This window comes from Nocardiopsis mangrovi, assembly GCF_042653925.1.
GTDB classification, from domain to species: Bacteria; Actinomycetota; Actinomycetes; order Streptosporangiales; family Streptosporangiaceae; genus Nocardiopsis_B; species Nocardiopsis_B mangrovi.
Genome location: NZ_JBHSFQ010000001.1, coordinates 36,359 through 60,286 on the forward strand (window position 1 = coordinate 36,359; position 23,928 = coordinate 60,286).

Genomic DNA, 23,928 nt, shown 5'->3' on the forward strand with positions numbered 1-23,928 from the left:
TAACCGTGATCGCGGGCCGTCCAAGCCGGGCCGGATCGGCTCGCCGGATGTCAAGCACCTCTGTGTCACACCGGGTCACAGCGGGTGGCGAGGCGACCCCGGAACACCGACCGAGCGGGGCTCGGACGGACTCCACGCCACCGCGCGCCGTCGCCGCGCCGTCGCCCGCAGCGGCCCGCCCCTGTCCACAGGCCGTACATCGTCCTGGCTCCCGGGGCCCGCCGCCGGGCACGCTCAAGAGATGACGCCCCGCCCCCTGATCTGGCCCCGGCCGATACTCGCCCGGCTCCACCCCCGGCCGAGGTCCGCCGGGCTCGATCCCCGCCGGAGAACCGCCCGTCTCCCGTCCCGCCTGACACCGGCCCACCTCACGCCGCGGCTGGAAGCCGCCCGGCTCGAACCCCGGCCGACACCCGCCCCGATCCTCGGAGTATCGGCGCTGCTGCTCCCGGCCGTCGTGGCGCTTGTGGCCCTCGTGGCGCTCACCGCCGGCCCGGCGGCCGCCGACCACGGCCCGTGGCGCCCGCCGCTCGACGGCCGCCCCGTGGTCCTGCGCGCGTTCGACCCGCCGGACCGCCCCTGGCTGCCGGGGCACCGCGGCGTCGACCTCGCCGCCGCCGAGGGGGCCGATATCGTCGCCGCTGGCGCGGGCCGAGTGGCCTTCGCCGGACGGGTCGCCGGAACAGGGGCGGTCACCGTGGTCCACGGCAAACTCCGCACCACCTACCTGCCCGTCGCACCCACGGTCGTGCGCGGCGACCCCGTATCGGCCGGAACCCTCATCGGCACCCTTGCCGACAACCCGCCGCACTGCCCGGACCGCCCCTGCCTGCACTGGGGCCTGCGCCGCGGCACCGACTACCTCGACCCCATGTCCCTGCTGGGCACCGGAGAGATCCGCCTGCTGCCCCTGTCCGCACCCCATCCGGCCCGCGATCTCCACGGCCCCAGGACCTGAGGGCGCCGGCGAATGGACGCGCCAGGACGACCGGCACGGGGTCATCCGCACCGGCGGGGTGAGCGGCGCACGGCGGAACGGCTCCTCGGCACTCGACCGGGCCCGTCACCGGCCACGCGTCCAGACCCCACCGGTGCACGGAGCGGCACTGTGATCGGGGTGAGGCACCGTGTGTGAACGGGGTGAGCACCGAGGGAAGTCGCCGTGCCGTCTGATCCCGGAAGTACAGCGTGCATCGGGGCGGCCTGCCATCGCCCGGTCGGCCGCCTCGGCCCGGGCGCGCAGCAACCACCACCATCAAGGCGGAGGAACCGCCGGGTGCTCCTGCGATCCGGCCGCCGCCTTCTAGCAACGCGAATCTGAACGGGCCCGCTGAGGACATACCCCTCGGGGCCGAGAGGCCGCCCCGGGCAACGGGAACGCCGAGCTCGGGCTCCGGCCCCGGATCTCGGACGATGATCGGCGGCACCCCCGCGCACCCCGCCCTCGCTCAGGCTCGGGGGTGGGCCTGGTTGTAGGTGCGGGTCAGGCGCTCGATCGAGACGTGGGTGTAGATCTGGGTGCTCCGGAGAGACGAGTGGCCCAGCATCTCCTGGACGCTGCGCAGGTCCGCGCCGCCGTTGAGCAGGTGGGTGGCTGCGCTGTGGCGCAGGCCGTGCGGGGCGATGTCGGCGTCGCCCTCGGCCGCGCCCATGTGGGCGTGCACATCGCGGCGCGCCTGCCGCGTGCCGAGCCGTCCGCCGCGCGCCCCCAGGAACAGTGCCGGGCCGCTGCCGGGCGCGGCCAGGTGCGGGCGGCCGGAGGTCAGCCACCGGTCGAGCGCATCGAGCGCGGGGACGCCGACGGGGACAACGCGTTCCCTGCCGCCCTTGCCGAAGACGCGGGCCGTGCGGCGCTCGCGGTCGATGTCGTCCACGTCCAGGGCGCACAGCTCGGCCACCCGGATACCGGTGGCGTAGAGGAGTTCGACCACGGCCCGGCGGCGCAGCCCGTCCGCGGTGGTGTCGTCGGAGGCGGTACCGGAGTCGAGCGCGGAGCCGGCCTGCGCTTCGTCGAGCACCACGGGCAGGGTGCGATGGGCCTTGGGGGTGGCGATCAGGGGTCCGGGGTCCACCGCCAGCCGGCCCGTGCGGTGCAGGAACGCGGTGAAGGCCCGAGCGGCGGCGACCCGGCGCGCGACGGTCGACCGCGCGGCACCGGCCTCGTGCTGCGCCGCGAGCCAGCCGCGCAGGGCGGCGACGTCGATCTCGCCGACGGCGCAGCCGACGGAGTCGAGGTGGCCGAGCAGCCCGCGGAGGTCCCCGACATAGGCGCGCACGGTGTGCGCGGACCGGTCGGCGCCGATGTGGCGCCGGAACTCTTCGACGAGGTCGTCGTATGCGGACGCGGTCATGCGGCGCTGAGGGGTATGGGGGTGGCGGCCCCGGCGCGACGACGCGGGCCGACCGACCCGCTCCTCCCGGCGAGGACGGCGGCCGCTGGATGCGGCATGCTCACGGGACCACGACCGGGCATCCGTCGACCGAGGACGGCCGCCGGCCGCGGCCGACGCACGAGGCCGCGGCCGACCGGCCACCGAACCTGCAAGGCCACGGGATACGGCAGACGCGCAAGAGCACGAACAGACACCAGCCCGACGAGGTCGGCCGCCAGACGCGGCCGACGCGCCAGACCTCGGCCTGCCGGCCACCGGATGTGGAGGGCCACGGGGTACGGCCAATGCGCGAGAGCACGATCGGACACCAGTCGAACGTCGCGGGGTCCGACTGTGTGGGCCGACTGCGCGCGGGTGATGGTGATGGTGCCGGACGCCACGCGCCTCCGCCATTCTTCAGCGCCGTTGCCGGCAGCACCGGCATCGGCGCCGCGCGGCGTCCCGCCGGAGGCGGGGACGAGCGGCCCGCCCGCCGGAACGGCGTCGCCGTGACGGTTCGTCATAGCGTCACACTACCCCGGTCATCGTCGGCGGTTCCGGGGCGGACACGCCACCCTGCCAGGCATCGCTCGATGAAGCCCCCGGCCGCCAGCAGTCCGAGGCGTCCGAGGGTGAGATCGAGGTCGAGGCCCGCCTTCGACGCGATGGTGGCCGTACCCGCGCCGGTACGCACCGGGACGGAATCGAGGACCTTGCGCGCGAGGTCGTCGAGGGCGTCTCGGGCCAGGGCGGTGCCGTTTCCGGGCCGAAGGTCGGCGCCGATGTGTCCCACCTGCTCGGCGACGTCGGTGGCGTCGGTGACGCAGACCGCGCGCCACTCGCGCAGCAGGCGGTGGCAGCCCGCGGAGAGCGCGGAGGTGACCGGGCCGGGCACGGCCATGAGCACGCGGCACAGGTCGAGGGCGTGCCGGGCGGTGTTGAGCGCCCCGCTGCGCAGCCCGGCCTCGACCACGACCGTGCCTGGTGTGAGGGCGGCGATGATCCGATTTCGCACAAGGAAGCCGTGGCGGGTGGGCGCGGTTCCGGGCGGGTGCTCGCTGACCAGGGTGCCGCGCACGGCGATGTCGGCGAAGAGGCCCTCATTGCCGCGGGGGTAGCCGAGGTCGAGGCCGCTGGCCAGGACCGCCACAGTGGGTGCTCCCCCGGCCAGCGCTCCACGGTGGGCCGCGGAGTCGATCCCATAGGCACCGCCCGACACACAGGTCCAGGAGCGCTCGGCGAGCGCCCAGGCGAGGTCGCCCGTGACGTGCAGGCCATAGGAGGAGGCGGCACGCGAGCCGACCACGGCCACGGAGCGCAGGCAGGCATTGCGGAGGTCGTGGGCGCCGCGGACCCAGAGCGCGTAGGGCCGCCGCTCCGCGAGTCGGTCGAGCTGGTGGGGCCATTCGGGGTCACCCGGGACAACGAGACGGCTGTCGATGTCGGCGGCGGCGCTCATCAGCCGATCCGGGTCGACGCCGACGGAACGCCGACGCCAGCGCTCCCACCGGTCGCCGAGCGACCGGCCCCGGACACCGGCCGGTTCGGGTGGGGGGTCACCGCCCCGGAGCGCCTCCCACACGGAGGAGGCGCCATACGTGTCGAGCAGCACCCCCATAACGGGATCCCCCGCCCCCGCCACAGCGGTCAGGCACGCACGGGCAACACCATCATCGGACCCACCGGAGTCCGCCGTCCCCGAACTCACCACACCCTCCCTCCCCACGTACCCCATCGACACCTAACACCGCCCCGGACACACCAGCCCGACACAGCCGACCCGTCCCGGGCACGGCCCCACGCGTCCCTGCCACACCTGTAAGGCGCACAGGCGACACAGTGCCATCGGGCGGCCGCCGAGCCGAGCGTCCCGCCTCCCCAGGACGCCCCACGGCCTCCACACCGCGCTGATCCCGACACGCCAACGCTTGACGGGGAAGGCACTCGCCACCACCAGAACCCCACGAACAACTCCTGAGGGCAGCACCGCCCGCCTCGCCCTTCCCGTACCGCGCGCAGGCGAACCGGCGGCATCGGGTGGCCCAGAACCGCCTGCCGGAACGCGCCACCCCTTTCGTGCGCCCCGACGTGCACGGCGGTCGAAACGAACGAACGCGGTGCCGACGGGCATTCACGACGACCACTCTCCGCGGCCAGGAGGCCGGTCCCCCGTGCTGCCGCACGCTGTCGGTCGGGCCAGTGGACGGCGGCTCCGCTGACCGCCGCCGTGTGGGGCGGGGACGGGCAGGCAGGGCCACCGCCGTGCACATCTACCGCCGGAAGGGCCGACACCGCTGCCACAGAGGCATCGATCGCCATCGCGGGATCGGTCCGCGCCACGCATCGGTCGACGCCGCTGAGATCCGTCGAGGCATGATCATCGGCGGCCGTGATCGGCGCCTGAGTCGACTTCGCTTCCCTCCCCCACCGGATCCGCACGTCCCCGGGTCGGCCGGCACCGTCCGGAGGGTGCCCGGCCGCCCTCCGGATAGGCGCGCGATATGTGACAGGGCGTGAGATCCACCGGCATCGCGGGACCGCCGGCGCCGAGCAGTGGCAATCCCTCTGCCCATTCCTGCGACGCACAAGGGGAATCGCGGTGCCACGGTGCGGGATGGCGACGCGAGGGAGTGTCGCCAGGAGTCGCGACGCACGGGGACGGGACACCGGCTCGGGGCCGAGGGGGGTCATGGGGTCCTCCCTGACCAGAGGGCGAAGGCGTAGGCCGTGTCCTCGACCTCCGGGCGCGGGCGGCCGGCGAGGTCGGCGAGGGTCCATGCCAGGCGGATCGCACGGTCGACGCCGCGTGCGCTGATCTCGCCGCGGTCCAGGGCCGCGGCCAGGATGCGCAGCGCCTGGCCGGGGACGGGGAAGTCCCTGCGCAGGTGGGCGCCGGGAACCTCGGCGTTGGTGGTCCACGGTGTGGCGGCGAGGCGCTTGGCCGCGCGTTCGCGTGCCTGGGCGACGCGTTCCGCCACGGTCTCCGACGATTCGGCATAGGCGCGGTCGGCGAGGAGTTCGGCGTGCGACACCGGCTGGAGCTCGACCTTGAGGTCGACGCGGTCGAGCAGGGGGCCGGAGAGCCGCGCCAGGTAGCGGCGGCGCTGAAGCGAGGAGCACGTGCAGGCGTTGCCCGATTTCCCGCACGGACACGGGTTGGCCGCCAGCACGAGCTGGAAGCGCGCGGGGAAGCAGACGGTCGCCGCAGAGCGGGAGACGATGACCTCGCCGGATTCCAGCGGCTGGCGCAGGGAGTCGAGCACGCCCGTGGCGAACTCCGGTGCTTCGTCCAGGAACAGCGCACCCCGGTGGGCCAGCGACACGCAACCGGGCCGGAGGCGGACGCTGCCGCCGCCCACGATCGCCGCGCGGGTGGCGGTGTGGTGGGGGGCGCAGAACGGAGCCCGTGTGACGAGCGGTTCGCCCTTGCGCAGGGTTCCGGCCACCGAGTGCACCGCTGTGACCTCGATCGATTCCGCCTGGGTGAGCGGCGGCAGGACGGTCGGGAGGCGTTCGGCGAGCAGGCTCTTCCCGGTGCCCGGCGGACCGATCATCATCAGGTGGTGCCCGCCCGCAGCGGCGATCTCGACCGCACGCCGGGCGACCGGCTGTCCGAGTACGTCCGCGAGGTCGGGGCTGCGGCTGTGAGAGGGCTCCGGAGTGCCGGGATCCGGATGATCGTCATCGTCGGGGGTGTCGGGGATGGGCTCCCCGCGAACCCAGGCGAGAAGGTCGCCGAGGCTACCGATCGCAACGACCTCGATGTCGGGGACCAGGGATGCCTCGGCGGCGTTGCCCCGCGCGACCATGACCGTGCGGTCGCCGCGGCGGGACGACGCCAGGACCGCGGGCAGGACGCCGCTGACCGGCCGGGCGCGGCCGTCGAGCCCCAGTTCGGCCAGCAGGACGCAATCGTGCACGGCTTCGGCCGAAATGGCGCCGTCGGCCGCGAGAACGGCGGCGGCGATGGCCAAGTCGAACCCGCTGCCGCGCTTGGGCAGGCTGGCGGGCGACAAGCTGACCGTGATGTGGCCTTCGGGCCACGTCTCACCGGCGTTGACGACCGCCGCCCGAATACGGTCGCGGGCCTCGCGCAGTGCGGTGTCGGGCAGCCCGACCAGGGTGAGTCCGGCGGCCCCGCCGCCCAGGTGCGCTTCGACCTCGACCGTGTGGCCCTCGACCCCGAGGAGCGCGACGGACTTCGTACGCGCCAGTCCCATTACGACCCCCCGGGCGGGCGTGCTCCACACACGATGCGGCAGGGTCGCCGCGAGGTGGAGCCGACCCCTGTCAGTCGGGTGGGGAGACCCGCCCCCTCCCCCGGCGGTGCCGAAGGAACATGCGGCTCACCAGTGGTACCGGGCACCACCGACCCCTCCGGCCGACTCGCCCCACCCCACGACGCTGCCGCAGCGACCCCCGACCGCGCGGAAGCGCCCGGCGCGATCGGCCCCTCCGGCAGGACCGCCCCATCCCCCGGCGATGCCGAAGAGACGTGCGGCTCACCAGTGGTACCGGGCTCCGTTGGCCCCTCCCACATGTTCACCCGATCCCCCGGTGGTGTCGGAGGAACATGCGGCCGCCGGTTCCGGTCAGGACGGTCATGGCGTCGATGCGGATGCGCGATCCAGGGCGGCCGTGCTCGGCTGTCCACGATCGGGCGAGGCGGCGCAGGCGGCGGAGTTTCGCGGGTGTGACGGCGTCGAGCGGGGAGCCGAAGCGGAGACTGGTGCGGGTCTTGACCTCGACGGCGACCAGGGTGCCGGCGTCGTGCGCCACGATGTCGATCTCGCCTTCGCGGCACCGCCAGTTCCGGGCGAGCACGCGGACCCCGCAGCGTTCGAGATGGGCGGCCGCGATGTCCTCGCCCCGCCGCCCCAGTGCGTCCTTGTGCCGTACCCGGCGCGGAGGCGGATCGGACGGGGGCGACGGCATCACCGGGGTGGCCGGCATCACCGGAGTCATGGGATCGGCTTGCCGAGCGGTCCCCGGACGGCCCGACCGATGCGGCACCGGCTCCCGGGCCGCCACGTGCCACAGGACCCCCGCCCACAGGGCGCGCAGCCACCCTGGCGGTCGGCAGCGCGGGCCGCGGTGGCGTGAGCGTGCCGCGCGGGGATGGGTGCGGAATCCACAAGGAAGGACGGGGACCCGTGGACCCGCGTTGCTACCGCGAGCGGTACCCACAATGGGATGGGTGCCAATGGGGCGGCGAAGGCCGACGAGGCGGTGAGTGCCCACGGGGCGGCGAAGGCCGGCGAGACGGTGGGTGCCGGTACGACGACGAGGGGCGCGTGCCGCCGGGGCGGACGTGGCCGCCACGGCGAACGGGGCTTTCTGGGCGGACGCGGCCGCCGGGGTGAGGAGGGCGGCGGACAGGGGGCGTGTGGATCCGGTCAAGGTGGATCACCTCCACTACCCACAGTGACCGAACGGCTCCTTTCCCCGCGACCTCGATCCTTGGCTTGTGGAAAACCCGCCGGGAACGATTCAGCGGCACTGCCGAAGCAGGCGGCCCTCCGGCCCGTCCTGTGGGGCGAAGGCCCGCCCTGCCGGGTCCCCCGCCGCCCGACTCGACGCCCCCGGACTCAACGCCGCCCGACGCAACGGCGCCGGGGCCATGGCGGCGTCGATTCAGCCCGGTCGGCGGCGGCCTCGTCTCCGAGGCGATCGGCTGGAACACGTCGCTCGCCCGACCCGCCCGACCCCCGGCCGCACCCCCGCGCCCTCGAAACGTGTGAACACCCGCCCGGTCGGCACCCACGGTGGCCCCGTCCTCACTAGCCGGCAGGGCGGGCGGGCGTTATCGGCCGGGCCGGTCGGTGCGCTCGTGAGGCGCCGCGCAGCGGGATCAGGCGGGGTGCGGTGCCGGCGGCGCGGGGCGGCGGGTGCCGAGCGCCCGGAGGAGGACCCGGTGCACGAAGTCGGCCTGAGCCGGGGCGTTGTCGATGAGCAGGGCGGTGCACAGACCGTCGGAGGCGGCGACGATCGCGGCGATGGCCTCGGGGTCGCCGGTGACGGTGGCGGCGAGTTCGGCGACGTTCTCCCGCCACCTTCGCGCGACAGGCTGCAGGGCGGGCCTGCGGGCGGCGAGGGTGGAGAGTTCCCGTTCGGCCAGGGCTCGTTCGCGACCAGGGCCGACCGACTCGACGATGAGCTCGGCCAGACCGCGGAGCCGGTCGTCCTGGTGGTCGATGATGTCGCGGATGCGCGCGGTGTAGGCGTCGCTGACGCTGGAAAGGGCGGCGACGAGCAGGTCGTCGATGGTCGCGAAGTAGTAGGTGCTCAGGCTGGTGGTGATACCGGCCTGCTCGGCGACCGTGCGGTGGGTGACGCCGCCGGCGCCGTCGCGCTGGACGACGGCGAGAGTGGCCTCGATGATCTCGGCGCGGCGTTTCCGCCCTCGGGCCTTGCGCCCGTCGACCTTGCCGTCCTCGTCGCCCATGGCTCCCTCCCGACGCCCCTCAGGGTAGTCGAGCCGGTCACGGCAGGGGCGCCTCCACGCGTTGCTCCTCGCCGAGCGGGCGCACGTGCCGAAGCGCGACGAAGCACAGCACCGCCGCTGCCGCGATGGCGGCTCCCGCGACGAGGGAAGCGGCGTTCACGCCCGTGGTGAAGGCGTCCCGAGCCGCCGCGAGGGAGGCCGGCGGTACCTGATCGGCGACCGCGATGGCGCCGCTGAGGCTGTCGGCGAGGCGGTCGGCGGCTTCGGGCGGCGCGCCCTCAGGGTCGGGCGCCTGGGCGCGGTAGACGGCGGTGGTCAGGCTTCCCAGGAGCGCGACACCGACGGCGATGCCGAGCTCCTGCACGGTCTCGGACATGGCCGCCGCCGAGCCCGATTTCTCGGCCGGTGCCGCGCCGACAACGATGTCCGTGCCCAGAGCGGCGATCGCCCCGAGTCCGAGGTAGACCAGCGCGAACCCGGCCACCACGGCCAGGGCGTCGCCGGTACCGCTGGCGGCGAGCAGGGCGTAGCCGATGACGGACAGGCCGAGGGTGGCGGCCATGACGAGGCCGGGGCGCACCCGCCTGGCGATGAGCGGGGCTCCGACCGCGGCGGCGAACATCGCCAGTGCGGGCGGCCCCATCCACAGTCCCGCCGCCGCCGGGGTCATCCCTTCAACGAGTTGCAGGTACTGAGTGACCAGGTACATCGTGCCGCCCACTCCCACCAGTCCGACGAGCAGGACCGCCAGCGCCGCGGAGAAGGCCCGGTCGGCGAACAGGCCCACGTCCAGCAGCGGGGAGGCCAGGCGGCGCTGGCGGCGCACGAACACCGCTCCCGCTGCCAGTCCGGCCGCCAGGAGGACCGCCGTCCGCACGTCGGGTCCGTGAACGGCCGCCTCCTTGACCGCGTAGACGACGGGCAGGATCGCCATCAGCGACAGGGCCACACTGGCCGGGTCCAGCCGGCCCGCGTGCGGGTCGGCGTACTCCGGGAGCAGCACCCGCGCCCCGGCCAGCACCACGACGGCGATGGGCACGGCGATCAGGAAGGCCGCGCCCCACCAGAACGCCCCGATCAGCGCACCGCCGACCACGGGCCCCGCCGCCATGCCGAGGGCGAACATCGTCGCCCACACCCCGATCGCGAGCGCGCGTTCCCGGACATCGGCGAACATGTTCGAGATCAGCGACAGCGTCGAGGGCATGAGCGTGGCTCCGGCGATGCCCAGCAGTGCTCGCGCGAGGATCAGCAGTCCGGCGCTGGGGGCGAACGCCGCGAAGACCGACACGATGGCGAACGCCGCCATGCCGATCACCAGCAGCCGGCGCCGACCGACCCGATCGCCCAGGGTTCCCATCGTGATCAGGAACCCGGCGATGAAGAAGCCGTAGGCGTCCATGATCCACAGCGTCTGCGTCGCCGAAGGGGCCAGGTCCGCGGCCATGCTCGGCAACACCAGGTACAGCACCGTCACATCGAGCCCCAGCAGCACCGTCGGCAGGGCCAGCAGTCCCAGGCCCGCCCACCGGCGCGCGTCCGCGCGCCCTCTTCCCGCGTGTTCCACCGCTCCCCCTTCGTCAGATATTTGAACGATAGTACAATTAGAACTATCGTTCAAAATATACTGCGGGCGGAGCATCCGGACCGCTCCCTCCGACGCGACCCTTCAATGCGGCCGGATGCGAACAGCGGAGGCGGACATGGAGGGTCCCGACGGGAAGGCGGAGCAAGCGCGCGATGGCGATGGCGCGATCGGGTCCCGGGCATGAGGAGCACCGCCGATTCCCCGAGCGGTGGCCATCGGCCCCGGGGGGGAAGCCCCGGCACAGCGCAGAAGGGGGCGGCCCCTTGGCGGGGCGCCCCCTTCGGGTCTGGCCGGGTGGTCCGTTGTGTCCGGGCGGGTCAGTCCGCTGTGCCCGGGTCGCCGGAGTCGGGGACTTCGAGATCGGCCTTGGTGATCTCTTCGACGTTGACGTCCTTGAACGTCACCACGCGCACGTTGCGGACGAACCGGGCCGGGCGGTACATGTCCCAGACCCAGGCGTCCTCCATCGTGACCTCGAAGTACATCTCACCGTTCTCGGTGCTGCGCGGTTGCAGGTCCACGTGGTTGGTCAGGTAGAACCGGCGTTCGGTCTCGACCACGTAGCTGAAGAGGCCGACGACGTCGCGGTACTCGCGATAGAGCTGTAGCTCCATCTCGGCCTCGTACTTCTCCAGGTCCTCAGAACTCATCTCGCGCTCGCTTTCGTCGTGCACTCCCGATTTCGGCCGGCCCGGCCCCCTTCGCCCTCGTGCACTGCACTGTCATGCGGTGTCGTCTGGTGTCGTGGCCTTGACAGCGGACGTATCCGCTACAGAATCCATGATGCGCCACGTGTCAACCGCATGGGGTCAATCCGCCGAATCCCCGGCGTGTGAGCGGCGGATACGCCGGGTGACCAGGCGGCCGGCCCGGTGGACGGGCAGGGCACCCGCCGCACCCAGGGCGAGCGGCAGAGCGGCGGCGGCCCCCTGCGCGACGGGGGCCGCGGCGGAGTCCTCGGAGTTGAGGGGGGCGAAGCTGTCGGGGATGGGGAGGGTGGTGATCCGGTTGAGCGGCCACACGACGACGAACGCGCGCCCGATCACGCTGTCGACGGCGATGCTGCCGCCACCGGGGTCGTTCTGGTGCAGCCGGGAGTCGTAGGAGATCTCGCGGTGGTCGCCCATGAGCCACAGCCGCCCCGCGGGCACCTCGACCGGGCCGAACTCGGTGTGGGTCTCCTGGCTGCCGGGGAACAGGTAGGGCTCGTCGATCGGCTCGCCGTTGACGATGACCCGGTTCTCCTCGTCGCAGCACTCGACGGTGTCGCCGGGGACGCCGATGACGCGCTTGATGTAGTCCTTGCCCGTGGGGGCGACCCCGAACTGCTGCCCCACCCACGTGAAGAGCTGCGAAACCGGATTGGAGGGGGGCGCGACGGTGACGGTGTTCTCCTCGTCCCAGGAGCCGGTTCCGTTGAAGACGACCACGTCCCCGCGCTCGATGTCGCGGACCTGGTAGACGAGCTTGTTGACGAGGACCCGGTCACCGACCAGGAGGGTGTTCTCCATCGATTTCGAGGGGATGTAGAACGCCTGGACGACCCAGGTCTTGATGACGAACGCCAAGACCAGTGCGATGACGATCAGGATCGGGAGTTCCTTCCAGAAGGACCCGGCCTTTTCGTCCTTGGTGCGTTCCTTTTCGGCGCTCATCGCATCCCCTGGGCTCTCGGCATCGACCTCATCCGCGGTCACGGTCTCCTTCGTGGCACCGGCCCCCGACATGACGCTGGCTCCTCCGTGCTCGGGCACGGAGGAGCCAGCGTCATCGGGCAGGTCGCCCGGTTCGGGCCGGGTGGTCCCACCGGTGTGGGGCCCGGCCTCGCGAGGGTCCAAATCGTCGTTGCTCATCGGGATCGAAGCCTAGCCGAGCACGACGCCGGGCGCCGGAAAAGGCGCACCCGGATACGGCCTGTGAAGAACTTCGCCCTAGCGGGCGACGGGCTCGCGGCGCTCGCGGATGCGGGCGGCCTTGCCGCGCAGGTTGCGCAGGTAGTAGAGCTTGGCGCGGCGGACGCGACCGCGGGAGACGACCTCGATCTTCTCCAGGGCCGGGGTGTGCACCGGGAAGGTGCGCTCGACGCCCACGCCATAGCTGATCTTGCGGACCGTGAAGGTCTCGCGCGCACCCGGGCCCTGCCGCCGGATCACGACACCCTTGAAGACCTGGACCCGGGAGCGGTTCCCCTCCGTCACCCGCACGTGGACGTTGAGCGTGTCGCCGGGGCGGAAGTCGGGGATGTCGGAGCGCAGCTGGTCCTTCTCAAGCTCCTGAATAGCGGTGTGCATCTCAGCGGTTCCTCATCGATTGCGCGCCGCGGCGACGGACATTGCGGTTCGCGCGGGCAGATCTGCTGGGGTCGTGTTCGTGTGCCTCTGCGGGCTCCGCAGCCGTCGGCCGGTGCCCGGCGCATGCGGATACGGTTCTATGACAGGGGCAACTCGTCTAGTCTGCCATAGGTTCGGCACCGGTCTGTAACCGAGCCTCGGCGATGACCTCCTGGTCGCGCCGGTCGAGATCATCGGCCGTGAGCCGGTCGAGGAGTTCGGGCCGGTTGCGCGCGGTGGCGCGCAGGGCCTGGTCGCGGCGCCACCGGTCGACCGCCCCGTGGTTGCCCGACAGCAGAACGGGCGGGACCTCCCGGTCGCGCCACACGGGCGGCTTGGTGTAGACGGGGCCTTCGAGCAGGTGCGCCATGGCGCCGGTGGCGAAGGAGTCCTGCACCGCCGACTCCGCGTTGCCCAGCACTCCGGGCAGCAGCCGCGAGATGGTCTCGACCATCACCAGGGTGGCGGATTCACCCCCGGCCAGCACGTAGTCGCCGATGCTCAGGTGCTCCACGGGCATCCGCCCGGCGGCGTCGGCCGCCACCCGGGAGTCGATCCCCTCGTAGCGCCCGCAGGCGAAGACGAGCCAGGGCTCCCCTGCCAGGCGGTCGGCCCGCTGCTGGGTGAAGGGCAGCCCGCTGGGCGTGGGCACGATGAGCCGCGGTGCCGCACCCTCGTCGCCGCCGGACGCGACGGCGTCGAGCGCCTCCCCCCACGGCTCGGGCTTCATCACCATGCCGGGGCCGCCCCCATAGGGGGTGTCGTCAACGGTGTTGTGCCGGTCGCGGGTCCAGGAGCGCAGGTCGTGCACGCGGATGTCGAGCAGCCCCGAGGCGCGCGCCTTGCCGAGGAGCGACAGCTCCAGCGGGCTGAAGTACTCGGGGAAGATGCTGATGATGTCGATACGCATGGGTTCTTCCGGGCTTCGGGGGCCGTCGTCCACGGCGCGGTGGGTATCGCCGCCCCGCTCCTGCGGGCGCCGGCGACGGTGGCGGGCCGGGTGCGTGCCGGGGTCAGCGCCCCAGGTCGAGCAGTCCGGGAGGGGGCGCGACCACCAGGCGGCCGGCGCCGGTGTCGACGTCGGGCACCAGCTCCCGGACGAAGGGGACCAGCACTTCGGCGCCCTCGGTGTCCTTGATCACCAGGACGTCCTGGGCGTGGTGCAGGATGTCGTCGACCACACCGATGTCGGTGCCGTCGGAGGTGACGGCCCGCAGCCCGATGAGTTCGTGGTCGTGGAACTCGTCGGGGTCGTCCACCGGCGGGATGTCCGCGGAATCGACCAGGAGGGTGACGCCGCGCAGCGCCTCGGCGGCGTCGCGGTCGGCGACCGAGGCGAACCGCACGAGCAGCCGCCCCGAATGGGTGCGCACGGACTTGATGGTCAGGGGACCGGCGGCATCGGGGTCGGTCAGCAGCCGGGCGCCCGCGGCGAAGCGCTCGGCGGGATCGTCGGTGCGCACATCGACCGCGACATCGCCCCGGACTCCGTGTGCGCGGCCGATCCGGCCGACAACCAGACGCATCGTTCTCCTCGTGCTCGGTACCCGCGGCACGGCCGGCGGGCACGACACTGGGGCGCCGACCGTCGGCCGGCGCCCCAGTGCGCGATTCAGCGCACTTCGTTCAGGTCCAGCAGGTCGACGCGCACGTACCGGCCGCCGGCCAGCGAACCCACAACGGTCCGCAGGGCCTTGGCGGTCCGGCCATTGCGGCCGATCACCTTCCCGAGATCATCGGGATGGACCCGGACCTCGAGCACCTTGCCCTTGCGGAGCCGTCGGGCTCTCACCTGGACGTCGTCGGAATTCTCCACGATTCCGCGCACTAGGTGCTCAAGCGCCTCTTCCAGCACGTCAGTCCTCGCCCTCGGGCTTCTCCGCGACCTCGGCGGCCTTGTCCTCGGCCTTGTCGGCCTTGTCGGCCTTCTCCGCCTTGTCGGCCTTCTTCTCGGACTTGCGAGCCTTGCCCTTGCCCTCGTTGTCGGGCAGGACGAGCTCCTTGAGGACGGCCTGGAACTCCGCCTCCTTGGCCTCAGCGTCCTTGGGCTCGGCGACCTTCAGCGGCGCGGGGGCGGGCAGGCCCTTGAACTTCTGCCAGTCGCCGGTGCGCTTCAGGATGGTCTTGACCGCATCGGTGGGCTGGGCCCCCACGGACAGCCAGTGCTGCGCCCGCTCGGAGGCGACCTCGATGAAGCTCGGGTCCTCCTTCGGGTGGTACTTGCCGATCTCCTCGATGGCCTTGCCATCGCGCTTGGTGCGGGCGTCGGCGACGACGATGCGGTACTGCGGCGTACGGATCTTCCCCATACGCTTGAGCTTGATCTTGACAGCCACGGGTGTGGTCTTCTTTCGATTGCGATGCGTGTGCCCGGTTCGGCGCCGCGTGGGGTTGCGGCGCACCGCCGAGGCGGGGACGTAGGTGCCGGGGCAAGGTAGAGGGCCGGCCCGCGGCACCGTTAGTCAGCACTCAATTGTGCCAGACGCCGGAGCGTGCGCGGTGCGCCCCACGCCGCGCGGGGCGCACCGGCCTCACTTCTTGGGCAGCTTGAAGCCCGAGAGGTCGGGGATGTTGCCGCCGCCGAGGCCGGGCGGGAGCTGCGGCGTACCGCCGCCACCGAGGCCCGGGGGCAGTTGCGGCGCCTGCTGACCACCGGGGTCGTCCTTGCGGCGCTGCCGCTCGGCGGCGCGCTCGGCCTCCTGCTGCTTGGCCTTGACCGGGTTGCCGCTGCGCTGCTTGCCCTTCTTGAGCTTCTTGGCCTGGGCCTTGCCCTTCTTACGGCCGCCGCCCATGCCCGGCATACCCGGCATCCCGGGCATGCCCGGCATCCCGCCGTTCTTCATCTGGCGCATCATCTTCTGCGCTTCGAAGAACCGCGTGACCAGGCCGTTGACGTCGCTGACCTGGGTACCGGACCCGTTGGCGATGCGCAGCCGGCGCGAGCCGTTGATGACCTTCGGGTTCTGCCGCTCCCCCGGGGTCATCGACCGGATGATCGCCGTGATGCGGTCGAGGTCCTTGTCGTCGACGTTGCTGATCTGCTCGCGCATCTGCCCCATGCCGGGCATCATCCCGAGCAGATTGCTGATCGGCCCGAGCTTGCGGACCATCGCCATCTGCTGGAGGAAGTCGTCGAGCGTGAAGTCCTGGTCGGAGGCCAGCGTGCTGGCCATCTGCTCGACCTCGGACTCCTCGAACGTGCGCTGCGCCTGCTCGATGAGCGTCAGGACGTCGCCCATGTCGAGGATGCGCGACGCCATCCGGTCGGGGTGGAAGAGGTCGAAGTCCTCGAGCTTCTCGCCCGTGGAGGCGAACATGATCGGCCGGCCGGTGAGGTGCCGGATGGACAGCGCCGCACCGCCGCGGGCGTCGCCGTCGAGCTTGGTCAGCGCGACGGCGTCGTAACCCACCCCGTCGAGGAAGGACTGCGCGGTGTTGACGGCGTCCTGGCCGATCATGGCGTCGACGACGAAGAGGATCTCGTCGGGCGTGACGGCGTCGCGGATGTCGGCCGCCTGCTGCATCATCTCGGAGTCGATGCCCAGGCGGCCGGCGGTGTCGATGATGACGACGTTGTGGTTGTTGCGCCGCGCGTGCTCGACGGAGGCGCGGGCGACCTCGACCGGGTCGCCCACACCGTTGCCCGGCTGCGGCGCGAAGACGGGGACGCTCGCGCGTTCGCCCACCACCTGTAGCTGGGTGACGGCGTTGGGGCGCTGGAGGTCGGCCGCGACGAGCAGCGGGGTGTTGCGCTCGGCGGCGAGCCAGCGCGCGAGCTTGCCCGCGAGGGTGGTCTTGCCGGCGCCCTGGAGTCCCGCGAGCATGATCACGGTCGGCGGGTTCTTCGCGAACCGGATCTCGCGGGTCTCGCCGCCGAGGATCGCGATCAGTTCCTCGTTGACGATCTTGATGACCTGCTGCGCCGGGTTCAGGGCCTTGGAGACCTCTTCGCCGCGGGCGCGCTCCTTGATCTGGCCGACGAACGCGCGGACGACCGGGAGCGCGACATCGGCCTCCAGCAGCGCGAGACGGATCTCCCGCGCGGTCGCGTCGATGTCCTCATCGGACAGCCGCCCCTTGCCGCGCAGCGAGGAGAAGACCGAGGTCAGCCGGTCGGAAAGCGTCTCGAACACGAGTGTGGCCAGTCCTTCGTCGCAGGTTTCTGTTCCCTAGGTTACCCGCCGGGGCGCCATCGCGCGCCCCGGCCACCGCGCGCCCTTCACCGGGCGGCTTCGCCCCGCTAGTTCCCTGATGCGCTGGGCTCGGCGGAGGGGTCCGCCGACGGCTCGGCCGACCCGGCCCCCTCCTCGGGCGACAGGGTCGCCTCGCGCTGGTCCCCCACCGTGGCGATCAGCTCGTCGCGGGCGTCGCTGCTGAGGCCGCGCGTGGACAGCAGGGCGTCGCCGGCGATCTCGTACTCCTGCGGCTCCGTGCTGGCCTCCAGCTCGAAGTCGACCTCGCACGTCAGCTCGGCGGTCTCACCGGCCGCGAGCGAGGCGGAGTCGCTGCACTCCTGCGCGCCGAGTTCGTCGTTGGTCAGCTCGGCGTCCATGCGGACCAGGACGGTGGTGTCGCCGCTGCCGCCGGACTCGTCGACGGCCTGGCCGGTGACCGTGCACGCGCCTCCGTCGGCGCACTCCAGGGCGAGCTGCCCCTCCCAGTTGACGGGCAGGCGGGCATCGCGCGAGGAGCCCAGGCCGTCCTCGGCGGCCGCGAGGATGTCGTCGTAGACGGTCTCGATGTCGGCGGCCTCGGGCGCGGCGAAGTTGAGCCGCGTGCGGGGGCCGGAGTCGGCGTCCTCGGGGGCGAGCTGCTCGATCTCCATCCGCATCAGCTCACCGCTGTCCTCGCCGATCCAGACGCGGTTCTGCTCGCCGCCGCCCAGGTCGACCCGGTAGGCGGAGGTGCCGTCGAGGTTCTCCAGCGTGGCGTCGCCGCTCTCGGGCGCCAGGCCGCGCAGGATCTCGGCGAGGGTGGCGGGGGTGAGCACCGAGCCGGGGTTGATGCCGAGCTGCGCGCCCGAGACGCGCACCCACGCACCGGCGTACTGGTCGGTGTCGGGGTTGGCGACGTCCTGGTCGAGCCAGTACTCGTCGGGGGCGTTGACGAAGAGGCTGCCGTCGGCCTGGAGGACCTCGGCCTCGTTCTCGCTCTGCTGGACGGTGCCGTAGGCGGCCCCGGCGTCGGTGACCGTCAGCGCGGTCTCCTTGACGGCCTGGTCCTCGGCTTCGGCGATCTGCCCCTGCACGGTGATCGCGGGGGCGGCGGCCAGGGATTCGAGGGCGGCGTCCAGCAGCGGGCCGGCTTCGACCGGGGTCGGCGAGGGCGCCGGCTCTTCGCCTCCGCCACCCGGCCGCCAGCTGCTCAGGTCGATCGAGCAACCGGCCGCGCCGAGCGCGAAGACGGCCGTTGCGGCCGCGAACCTGACCGGTGTGCTCGGTCGGCGTCTGCTGGGTTGGTCCGGCGACATCATGCCTCCTGGCCCCTTGCCGAGGGGTACACGGGATTGGACGGGCTGAGCGGGGTTCGGATCGAACGCACCGTGCGAGGTCAGGGCCCCGGCGCCCACTGCCGTAGGGATCGGCGGGCGGCGGAAAAGCCCTCGTCGCACGTTCGTGCGGCCCCTCCGTTGCGGACAGCGTACCCAACGCCTCCGCACACCCGGTCAAAGCGGTGTTTCCCACTCAGCCCGCGGGACGCCCTCAAGGCGGCGCCGGTCCGGGAGAACCGTCCGCGTCACACGCCCCTCCCTCGTTCCCCGGCCGGGTCGTGTTCCGCGGTCCAGCCACCGCCGGCACTCCACGGGCACGCTCGATGTTCCCCGCTCAGTGGGAGGGGGCGCGCCGGCCCCGGGAAAACACCGGAACCGGTGAGGAGGAACTCCTCACCGGTCCGGCGTACTGCCACCTCACCGCATACGCGGCCGGGACCGCGGCCTCAACGCTGGGGACGCTAGGACCCGACCTGCTGTGAGGTCTTCTCCTCGCCCGGAGGCGTCGGCGAGGAGAGCTCTCCGGTCTCCAGCTCGTCCAGCTCGTCGAAGGCGTACGCGGTCTCGGAGTGGAGTTCGTGGTCGAGGCCGTTGGTCTCGACGTGCTCGGGGATCCGGAAGCCCATGACGAGGTCGATGACCTTGGCGATGATCCAGGTGACGACGAACGAGTAGACCATCACGGCGACCACGGCCAGGGCCTGCAGGCCGAGGAGCCCGACCCCCCCGCCGTAGAACAGGCCGTTGTCCTCGCTGACCGACGCCGCGGTCGAGGCGGCCAGCAGGCCGATGGCCAGGGAGCCGATGATGCCGCCCACCATGTGGATGCCGACCACGTCGAGGGCGTCGTCGTACTTGAACTTGAACTTCCAGCTGATCGCGTAGGCGCAGACACCGCCCGCGATGAGGCCGAGGGCGATCGAGCCGATCGGCGTCAGCGACGCCGCGGCCGGGGTGATGGCCACCAGGCCGGCGATCGCGCCCGAGGCGAAGCCCAGCGCGGTGATCTTGCCGTAGCGGATCCGCTCGACGAGCATCCAGGCGCCGGTGGCGGCAGCGGTGGCGACCTGGGTGTTGACCAGCGCCAGGGCCGCGGTGCCGTCGGCGGCCAGGCCGGAGCCGGCGTTGAAGCCGAACCAGCCGAACCACAGGAGCGCGGCGCCCAGCAGGACGAACGGAAGGTTGTGCGGGCGCATGGACTCCGACCCGAAGCCCTTGCGGCGGCCGAGCACCAGGGTCAGCGCGAGGGCGGCGACGCCGGCGTTGATGTGCACGGCGGTACCGCCGGCGAAGTCGATCACGCCGAGGTTGAAGATCCAGCCGGTGCCGCTCCAGACCCAGTGGGCGACCGGGAAGTACACCAGCAGCGCCCAGACGGGCACGAACAGCAGCCACGCGCCGAACTTCGCGCGGTCGGCGACCGCGCCGCTGATGAGCGCGACGGTGATGACGGCGAACATCATCTGGAACCCGGCGAAGGCCAGGTCGGGGATGTCCTCGCCGCTGCCGATCAGGCTGGTGAGCCCCACACTGCTGAAGTCGCCGAGCAGCGGTGCGAGCGGCCCGTAGCCTTCACCGAAGGTGAGCGAGTACCCGCAGACCACCCAGAGGACGCTGACGATCGCGATGCTGCTGAAGCTCATCAGCATCATGTTCAGCACGCTCTTCGCGCGGGACATGCCGCCGTAGAAGAACGCCAAGCCGGGTGTCATCAACATCACCAGCGCGGCGCATATGAGCACCCACGCCGTGTTACCGCTGTCCATGCCGCCTCCAGAGTCGGGCTGGGGGATTACGTCGCCATCGAGGAAAGGTCAGCGGGCGCGTCGTCGGGCCCGGTGAAGATCACCACGGCCGCAAGCCTCGTACCGGCGTGTTTCCCGGTGGAGCCCCCGATGTTGCCCCGGCGTAAAGAGATGACCTGCGGTGTTACAGATCGGTGAAGCATCTGCTCAGATGGGCCGTGGGCGGTGCCGGCGGGGTGACACCCGACCGAACAGGGCACCCCTGGGACGCCGGGGATTCGTGCCGTCGCCCCCGGATACCCGAACGGCCCCCTCCCCGAGCGGGGAGGGGGCCGTGGTGGTCGGGCCGGGCGGCGTGCGGGTCAGCTGTCGCCGAGGATCGCGTCGACGAACGTCTCGGCGTCGAACGGGGCGAGGTCGTCGGGGCCCTCGCCCAGGCCCACGAGCTTGACCGGGACGCCGAGCTCGCGCTGGACCTGGATGATGATGCCGCCCTTTGCGGTGCCGTCGAGCTTGGTGAGGACGATGCCGGAGACGTTGACGGCCTCGGCGAACACCCGCGCCTGGCGCAGTCCGTTCTGCCCGGTGGTGGCGTCGAGCACCAGCAGCACCTCGTCGACCTGCGATTTCTTCTCCACGACGCGCTTGACCTTGCCGAGCTCGTCCATGAGGCCGGTCTTGGTGTGCAGCCGCCCGGCGGTGTCGACGATCACGGTGTCGGTCTTCTCCTCGACCCCGCGGGCCACGGCGTCGAAGGCGACGCTGGCGGGATCGGCGCCCTCGTCGCGGCGGACGACGGGGGCGCCGACCCGGCTGCCCCAGGTTTCGAGCTGGTCGGCGGCCGCGGCGCGGAAGGTGTCGGCCGCGCCCAGCACGACGCTGCGGCCGTCGCCGACCAGCACACGGGCCAGCTTGCCGGTGGTCGTGGTCTTGCCGGTGCCGTTGACGCCGACGACCATGACCACGGCCGGGCGCCCGGGGAAGGGCCCGGTGGCCACCGTGCGGTCCAGCGCGGGGTCGATCTGGGTCAGCAGTTCCTCGCGCAGCAGGCGCCGCACCTCTTCGGGGGTGCGCGTGCCCAGGACCTTGACCCGGGTGCGCAGGCCGGCGACGATCTGCGCGGCGGAGGTGACGCCGACGTCGGCGGTGATCAGGGTGTCCTCGATCTCCTCCCACGCCTCGTCGTCGAGCCGGTCGGACGACAGCAGCCCCAGCAGGCTCTGCCCGAAGACGTTCTGCGAGCGCGCCAGCCGGGCGCGGAGGCGGACCAGCCGCCCGGCAGAGGGCGGCGGGACCTCGATCTCCGGCGCCGCGGGAGGTTCGGCCACCGCGGTGGCGGTCCCGGCCGCCGTCTCGCCGCCGGGTTCGCGCTCCTCCGGCTCGGCGACGGCGGTCGCGGCGGGTGCGCCGGAGGGCGGTGCCGCAGCGGACTCGTCGCGGGATTCGGGCTTGCGGGGTCGGATCAGGAAGACGCCGCCGAACACCAGGAGGGCGACGATGAAGACGGCAACGCCGAAGATCGTGTAGTCCATAACGCCGTCCAGTCTCGCAGAAGAAGGGTCACACGAGCGACTGGGCGGAGCCGCAGTGGAGGGAGGGAGACCCGACGCGAAGCCCCACCGGTATCCCACCCGCAACGAAGGCGACACCCAGCGCTCCCGGAAACACGAGCGACTGGGCGGAGCCGCAGTGGAGGGAGGGAGACCCCACGCGAAGCCCCACCGGTATCCCACCCGCAACGAAGGCGACACCCAGCGCTCCCGGAGACACGCCGGTCGCGCCCGGCGAACACCGGCGGGCGGGCCGGGGGCGGGGCCCGGCGCTCCGGGAGCGCCCGCGGCTCAGACGGAGCGGTGGCGGGTGGCGCGCAGGATGACGAGGAAGAACGGGGCGCCCAGGAACGCGGTCACCACCCCCAGCGGCAGCTCGGCGGGGGCGATCGCGGTGCGCGCGAGGATGTCCACGAGGACCAGGAACGCCGCGCCCGTGATGAGCGACATCGGCAGGATGAGCCGGTACCCGCTGCCCACGAGGCGGCGCACGATGTGCGGGACCACGATGCCCACGAACCCGATCAGCCCGCTGACCGACACCGCCGCCGCCGTCGCCAGCGACGCGGCGGCGATCACGACCAGCCGCACGGCCGTGGCGTTGAGCCCGAGGCTCTGCGCCTTCTCGTCGCCCAAGGCGAGCAGGTCCAGCAGGTAGCCGCTGGCCAGCAGGACCACCACGCTCACCGCGGCGTAGGGGGCGATCGACCGGACGTCGTCCCACCCGCCGCGTCCCAGGCCGCCGAGCACCCAGGAGTAGATGCGCTGGAGCTCCTCGGTCCGGGTCGCCTGGACCAGGGTCTGTGCGGCGGAGAGGAACGAGGACACCGCGACCCCGGCCAGTACCAGGGCCGCCGTGCCGCCCCGGCCCGCCGCCGAGCCGAGCGAGTAGGCGGCGGCGACCCCCGCCAGCGCTCCAATGAAGGCGGCGACGGGGACGAGGGCGCGCGGGGCGTCGAAGAGCTGGTCGCCGTAGGCGATCACCAGGGTGGCGCCCAGGCCGGCGCCGCCGGCGGCGCCGAGCAGGTAGGGATCGGCCAGGGGGTTGCGGAAGACCCCCTGGTAGGCGGCGCCGGCCGTGGCCAGCAGGGCGCCGACGATCGCGCCGAGCACCACGCGGGGCAGCCGGAGTTCCACCAGCACCGCGACCTGGCGGTCGCTGAGCGGGGACTCCACCCCCAGCGGGAGCCGGGAGAGCAGTTCGCGGGTGATGTCGGCGGGGCCGATGGAGGAGGCGGCGCCGGCGGCGGCACCGGCGATCAGCGCCGCCGCCAGCCCGGCCGCCGCTATGGCCAGCGGCGGCCAGGCCCGGCGGGAGCGTCGCACCGGCTAGCCCGCGTCGGCGGCGGTGACCGCCTCGGCCACGGTCGCGGCGAGGTCGGCGACGCGCGGGCCCCAGCGCGAGGCGACGTCGGGGTCGAGTTCGACGATGTCGCCGTTGCGCACGGCCGTGATGCCGTCGAAGGCGGGGCGGCCGGCCAGGTCGTCGGCCGCGTCGGCGCCGCCGTAGGCGAGGAAGATGAGGTCGGGGTCCTCTTCCACGACGTACTCGGCCGAGAGCTGTGGGTAGCCGCCCGCGGTGTCCTCGACGGAGTCGGCGATATTGGTCAGCCCGAATTCGGCGTAGATCTGGCCGATGAAGGTCTCGGAGGTGACGGAGTACATGCCGTCGTCGAGCTCGTGGTAGTAGCTGAGGTCGGTGTCGCCGATCTCCTCGCGCGCCGCTTCGACGATGCCGTCGACCTCGGCTTCGACCTCGTCCGCCGCCTGCGCGGCCTCCTCGGCGTGGCCCGTGGCCTCGCCGAGGAGGCGCATCTGGGAGTAGGTGTCGTCGAGGGTGACGGCCGCCGGCATCACGAGCACGGGGACGTCGATCTGCTCCAGCTGCTCCGCGGTGTCCTCGGCTTCGCGGGCGAGGACGACGAGGTCGGGGTCGTGCTCGCTAATGGCCTCCACGCTGGGCGTGAAGCCCGACAGGTCGGTGACCGGGGCCTCCTCCGGGAAGTCGGAGTACTCGTCCACTGCGGCGACCCGGTCGCCCGCGCCGATGGCGAAGAGCATCTCGGTGCTGGACGGGGAGAGGGAGACGATGCGCTCGGGGGCGGTGTCGAGGGTGACCTCGCCGCGGGCGTCGGTGACGGTGGCCGGGAAGCCTTCAGCGGGGGCGGCGGAGTCGGGTTCCGCGGATTCCTGTCCGCTACAGGCGGACAGCGTGAGGGCCGCCAGCACCAGGACGGCCGGCGTCGGGCGTGCGATGCGCACGGGACTCCTTCTTCTTGCGTGAAGGGGATGGGGGAGGTCGAGGAGCCCGCCGAACGCGTGGACGGACCGCCCTTCCCACGAGGACAGTGGACGCCGGCATCGCGGAGGCGACCTGGCTCGTCCCACCGGGGGCCGGTGGGCGTCA

General features: G+C 72.6%; 20 protein-coding genes. 1 reads left to right on the forward strand and 19 read right to left on the reverse strand.

Features of this window, described 5'->3' with window-relative positions; translation table 11 throughout:
- The first annotated feature begins 241 nt into the window (after positions 1-241).
- A complete protein-coding gene (locus ACFO4E_RS00175) occupies positions 242-958 on the forward strand; it encodes a murein hydrolase activator EnvC family protein (protein ID WP_378570271.1) in 717 nt (238 codons plus the stop codon).
- A gap of 490 nt (positions 959-1,448) precedes the next feature.
- Here the strand turns inward: ACFO4E_RS00175 and ACFO4E_RS00180 are convergent, their stop codons facing one another.
- From ACFO4E_RS00180 to ACFO4E_RS00270, 19 genes are all read right to left on the reverse strand, one after another.
- Positions 1,449-2,351: a tyrosine recombinase XerC gene (locus ACFO4E_RS00180; RefSeq protein ID WP_378570273.1), complete on the reverse strand. Its 903-nt coding sequence runs from the start codon at positions 2,349-2,351 to the stop codon at positions 1,449-1,451.
- Positions 2,352-2,892: 541 nt separating this feature from the next.
- On the reverse strand, positions 2,893-3,831 hold the full coding sequence (gene dprA / locus ACFO4E_RS00185) for a DNA-processing protein DprA (RefSeq protein ID WP_378570275.1): 939 nt from the start codon (positions 3,829-3,831) through the stop codon (positions 2,893-2,895).
- Positions 3,832-5,059: 1,228 nt separating this feature from the next.
- Positions 5,060-6,622 carry a YifB family Mg chelatase-like AAA ATPase gene (locus ACFO4E_RS00190; protein ID WP_378570277.1) on the reverse strand — a complete coding sequence of 521 codons (1,563 nt, stop codon included), beginning with the start codon at positions 6,620-6,622 and terminating at the stop codon, positions 5,060-5,062.
- Positions 6,623-6,914: 292 nt separating this feature from the next.
- Positions 6,915-7,337 (reverse strand): YraN family protein, encoded by a 423-nt coding sequence (locus ACFO4E_RS00195; protein ID WP_378570279.1) that lies wholly within the window; start codon positions 7,335-7,337, stop codon positions 6,915-6,917.
- Positions 7,338-8,223: 886 nt separating this feature from the next.
- Positions 8,224-8,817 (reverse strand): TetR/AcrR family transcriptional regulator, encoded by a 594-nt coding sequence (locus tag ACFO4E_RS00200; RefSeq protein ID WP_378570281.1) that lies wholly within the window; start codon positions 8,815-8,817, stop codon positions 8,224-8,226.
- A gap of 37 nt (positions 8,818-8,854) precedes the next feature.
- Complete coding sequence (locus ACFO4E_RS00205; RefSeq protein ID WP_378570283.1) at positions 8,855-10,384, reverse strand: MFS transporter; 1,530 nt, start codon at positions 10,382-10,384, stop codon at positions 8,855-8,857.
- A gap of 338 nt (positions 10,385-10,722) precedes the next feature.
- Positions 10,723-11,055: a DUF2469 domain-containing protein gene (locus ACFO4E_RS00210; protein ID WP_378570285.1), complete on the reverse strand. Its 333-nt coding sequence runs from the start codon at positions 11,053-11,055 to the stop codon at positions 10,723-10,725.
- Between the two features lie 159 nt (positions 11,056-11,214).
- Positions 11,215-12,258, reverse strand: a complete 1,044-nt coding sequence (gene lepB, locus ACFO4E_RS00215; RefSeq protein WP_378570287.1) for a signal peptidase I — start codon at positions 12,256-12,258, stop codon at positions 11,215-11,217.
- Between the two features lie 78 nt (positions 12,259-12,336).
- A complete protein-coding gene (gene rplS / locus ACFO4E_RS00220; protein ID WP_378570289.1) occupies positions 12,337-12,696 on the reverse strand; it encodes a 50S ribosomal protein L19 in 360 nt (119 codons plus the stop codon).
- Positions 12,697-12,853: 157 nt separating this feature from the next.
- A complete protein-coding gene (gene trmD, locus ACFO4E_RS00225) occupies positions 12,854-13,645 on the reverse strand; it encodes a tRNA (guanosine(37)-N1)-methyltransferase TrmD (protein ID WP_378570290.1) in 792 nt (263 codons plus the stop codon).
- A 103-nt stretch (positions 13,646-13,748) separates the two neighbouring features.
- The gene (rimM, locus tag ACFO4E_RS00230) at positions 13,749-14,261 is read right to left on the reverse strand and encodes a ribosome maturation factor RimM (RefSeq protein ID WP_378570292.1); all 513 of its coding nucleotides are present in this window, start codon (positions 14,259-14,261) and stop codon (positions 13,749-13,751) included.
- Between the two features lie 86 nt (positions 14,262-14,347).
- Positions 14,348-14,590, reverse strand: a complete 243-nt coding sequence (locus ACFO4E_RS00235; protein ID WP_067964979.1) for an RNA-binding protein — start codon at positions 14,588-14,590, stop codon at positions 14,348-14,350.
- A gap of 1 nt (position 14,591) precedes the next feature.
- Positions 14,592-15,071: a 30S ribosomal protein S16 gene (gene rpsP, locus ACFO4E_RS00240; protein WP_378570294.1), complete on the reverse strand. Its 480-nt coding sequence runs from the start codon at positions 15,069-15,071 to the stop codon at positions 14,592-14,594.
- Positions 15,072-15,266: 195 nt separating this feature from the next.
- Positions 15,267-16,868 carry a signal recognition particle protein gene (ffh, locus tag ACFO4E_RS00245; protein WP_378570296.1) on the reverse strand — a complete coding sequence of 534 codons (1,602 nt, stop codon included), beginning with the start codon at positions 16,866-16,868 and terminating at the stop codon, positions 15,267-15,269.
- Between the two features lie 107 nt (positions 16,869-16,975).
- Positions 16,976-18,208: a hypothetical protein gene (locus ACFO4E_RS00250; RefSeq protein ID WP_378570298.1), complete on the reverse strand. Its 1,233-nt coding sequence runs from the start codon at positions 18,206-18,208 to the stop codon at positions 16,976-16,978.
- Positions 18,209-18,687: 479 nt separating this feature from the next.
- Entirely contained in the window at positions 18,688-19,992 is a 1,305-nt protein-coding gene (locus ACFO4E_RS00255) for an ammonium transporter (RefSeq protein WP_378570300.1), read from the reverse strand.
- Between the two features lie 341 nt (positions 19,993-20,333).
- Positions 20,334-21,503 carry a signal recognition particle-docking protein FtsY gene (ftsY, locus tag ACFO4E_RS00260; RefSeq protein WP_378570302.1) on the reverse strand — a complete coding sequence of 390 codons (1,170 nt, stop codon included), beginning with the start codon at positions 21,501-21,503 and terminating at the stop codon, positions 20,334-20,336.
- A gap of 309 nt (positions 21,504-21,812) precedes the next feature.
- Positions 21,813-22,817 (reverse strand): FecCD family ABC transporter permease, encoded by a 1,005-nt coding sequence (locus ACFO4E_RS00265; RefSeq protein WP_378570904.1) that lies wholly within the window; start codon positions 22,815-22,817, stop codon positions 21,813-21,815.
- A gap of 33 nt (positions 22,818-22,850) precedes the next feature.
- Positions 22,851-23,783, reverse strand: coding sequence for an ABC transporter substrate-binding protein (locus tag ACFO4E_RS00270; RefSeq protein WP_378570304.1), 933 nt, complete (start codon positions 23,781-23,783; stop codon positions 22,851-22,853).
- Positions 23,784-23,928 lie beyond the last annotated feature (145 nt).

Coding starts and splice junctions, on each gene's coding strand:
- dprA (WP_378570275.1), bottom strand. CDS start 3,831: ATGAGCGCCGCCGCCGACATCGACAGCCGTCTCGTTGTCCCGGGTGAC.
- ACFO4E_RS00210 (WP_378570285.1), bottom strand. CDS start 11,055: ATGAGTTCTGAGGACCTGGAGAAGTACGAGGCCGAGATGGAGCTACAG.
- ACFO4E_RS00175 (WP_378570271.1), top strand. CDS start 242: ATGACGCCCCGCCCCCTGATCTGGCCCCGGCCGATACTCGCCCGGCTC.
- ACFO4E_RS00180 (WP_378570273.1), bottom strand. CDS start 2,351: ATGACCGCGTCCGCATACGACGACCTCGTCGAAGAGTTCCGGCGCCAC.
- trmD (WP_378570290.1), bottom strand. CDS start 13,645: ATGCGTATCGACATCATCAGCATCTTCCCCGAGTACTTCAGCCCGCTG.
- rplS (WP_378570289.1), bottom strand. CDS start 12,696: ATGCACACCGCTATTCAGGAGCTTGAGAAGGACCAGCTGCGCTCCGAC.
- ACFO4E_RS00250 (WP_378570298.1), bottom strand. CDS start 18,208: ATGATGTCGCCGGACCAACCCAGCAGACGCCGACCGAGCACACCGGTC.
- lepB (WP_378570287.1), bottom strand. CDS start 12,258: ATGAGCAACGACGATTTGGACCCTCGCGAGGCCGGGCCCCACACCGGT.
- ACFO4E_RS00255 (WP_378570300.1), bottom strand. CDS start 19,992: ATGGACAGCGGTAACACGGCGTGGGTGCTCATATGCGCCGCGCTGGTG.
- ACFO4E_RS00200 (WP_378570281.1), bottom strand. CDS start 8,817: ATGGGCGACGAGGACGGCAAGGTCGACGGGCGCAAGGCCCGAGGGCGG.
- ACFO4E_RS00195 (WP_378570279.1), bottom strand. CDS start 7,337: ATGACTCCGGTGATGCCGGCCACCCCGGTGATGCCGTCGCCCCCGTCC.
- ftsY (WP_378570302.1), bottom strand. CDS start 21,503: ATGGACTACACGATCTTCGGCGTTGCCGTCTTCATCGTCGCCCTCCTG.
- rimM (WP_378570292.1), bottom strand. CDS start 14,261: ATGCGTCTGGTTGTCGGCCGGATCGGCCGCGCACACGGAGTCCGGGGC.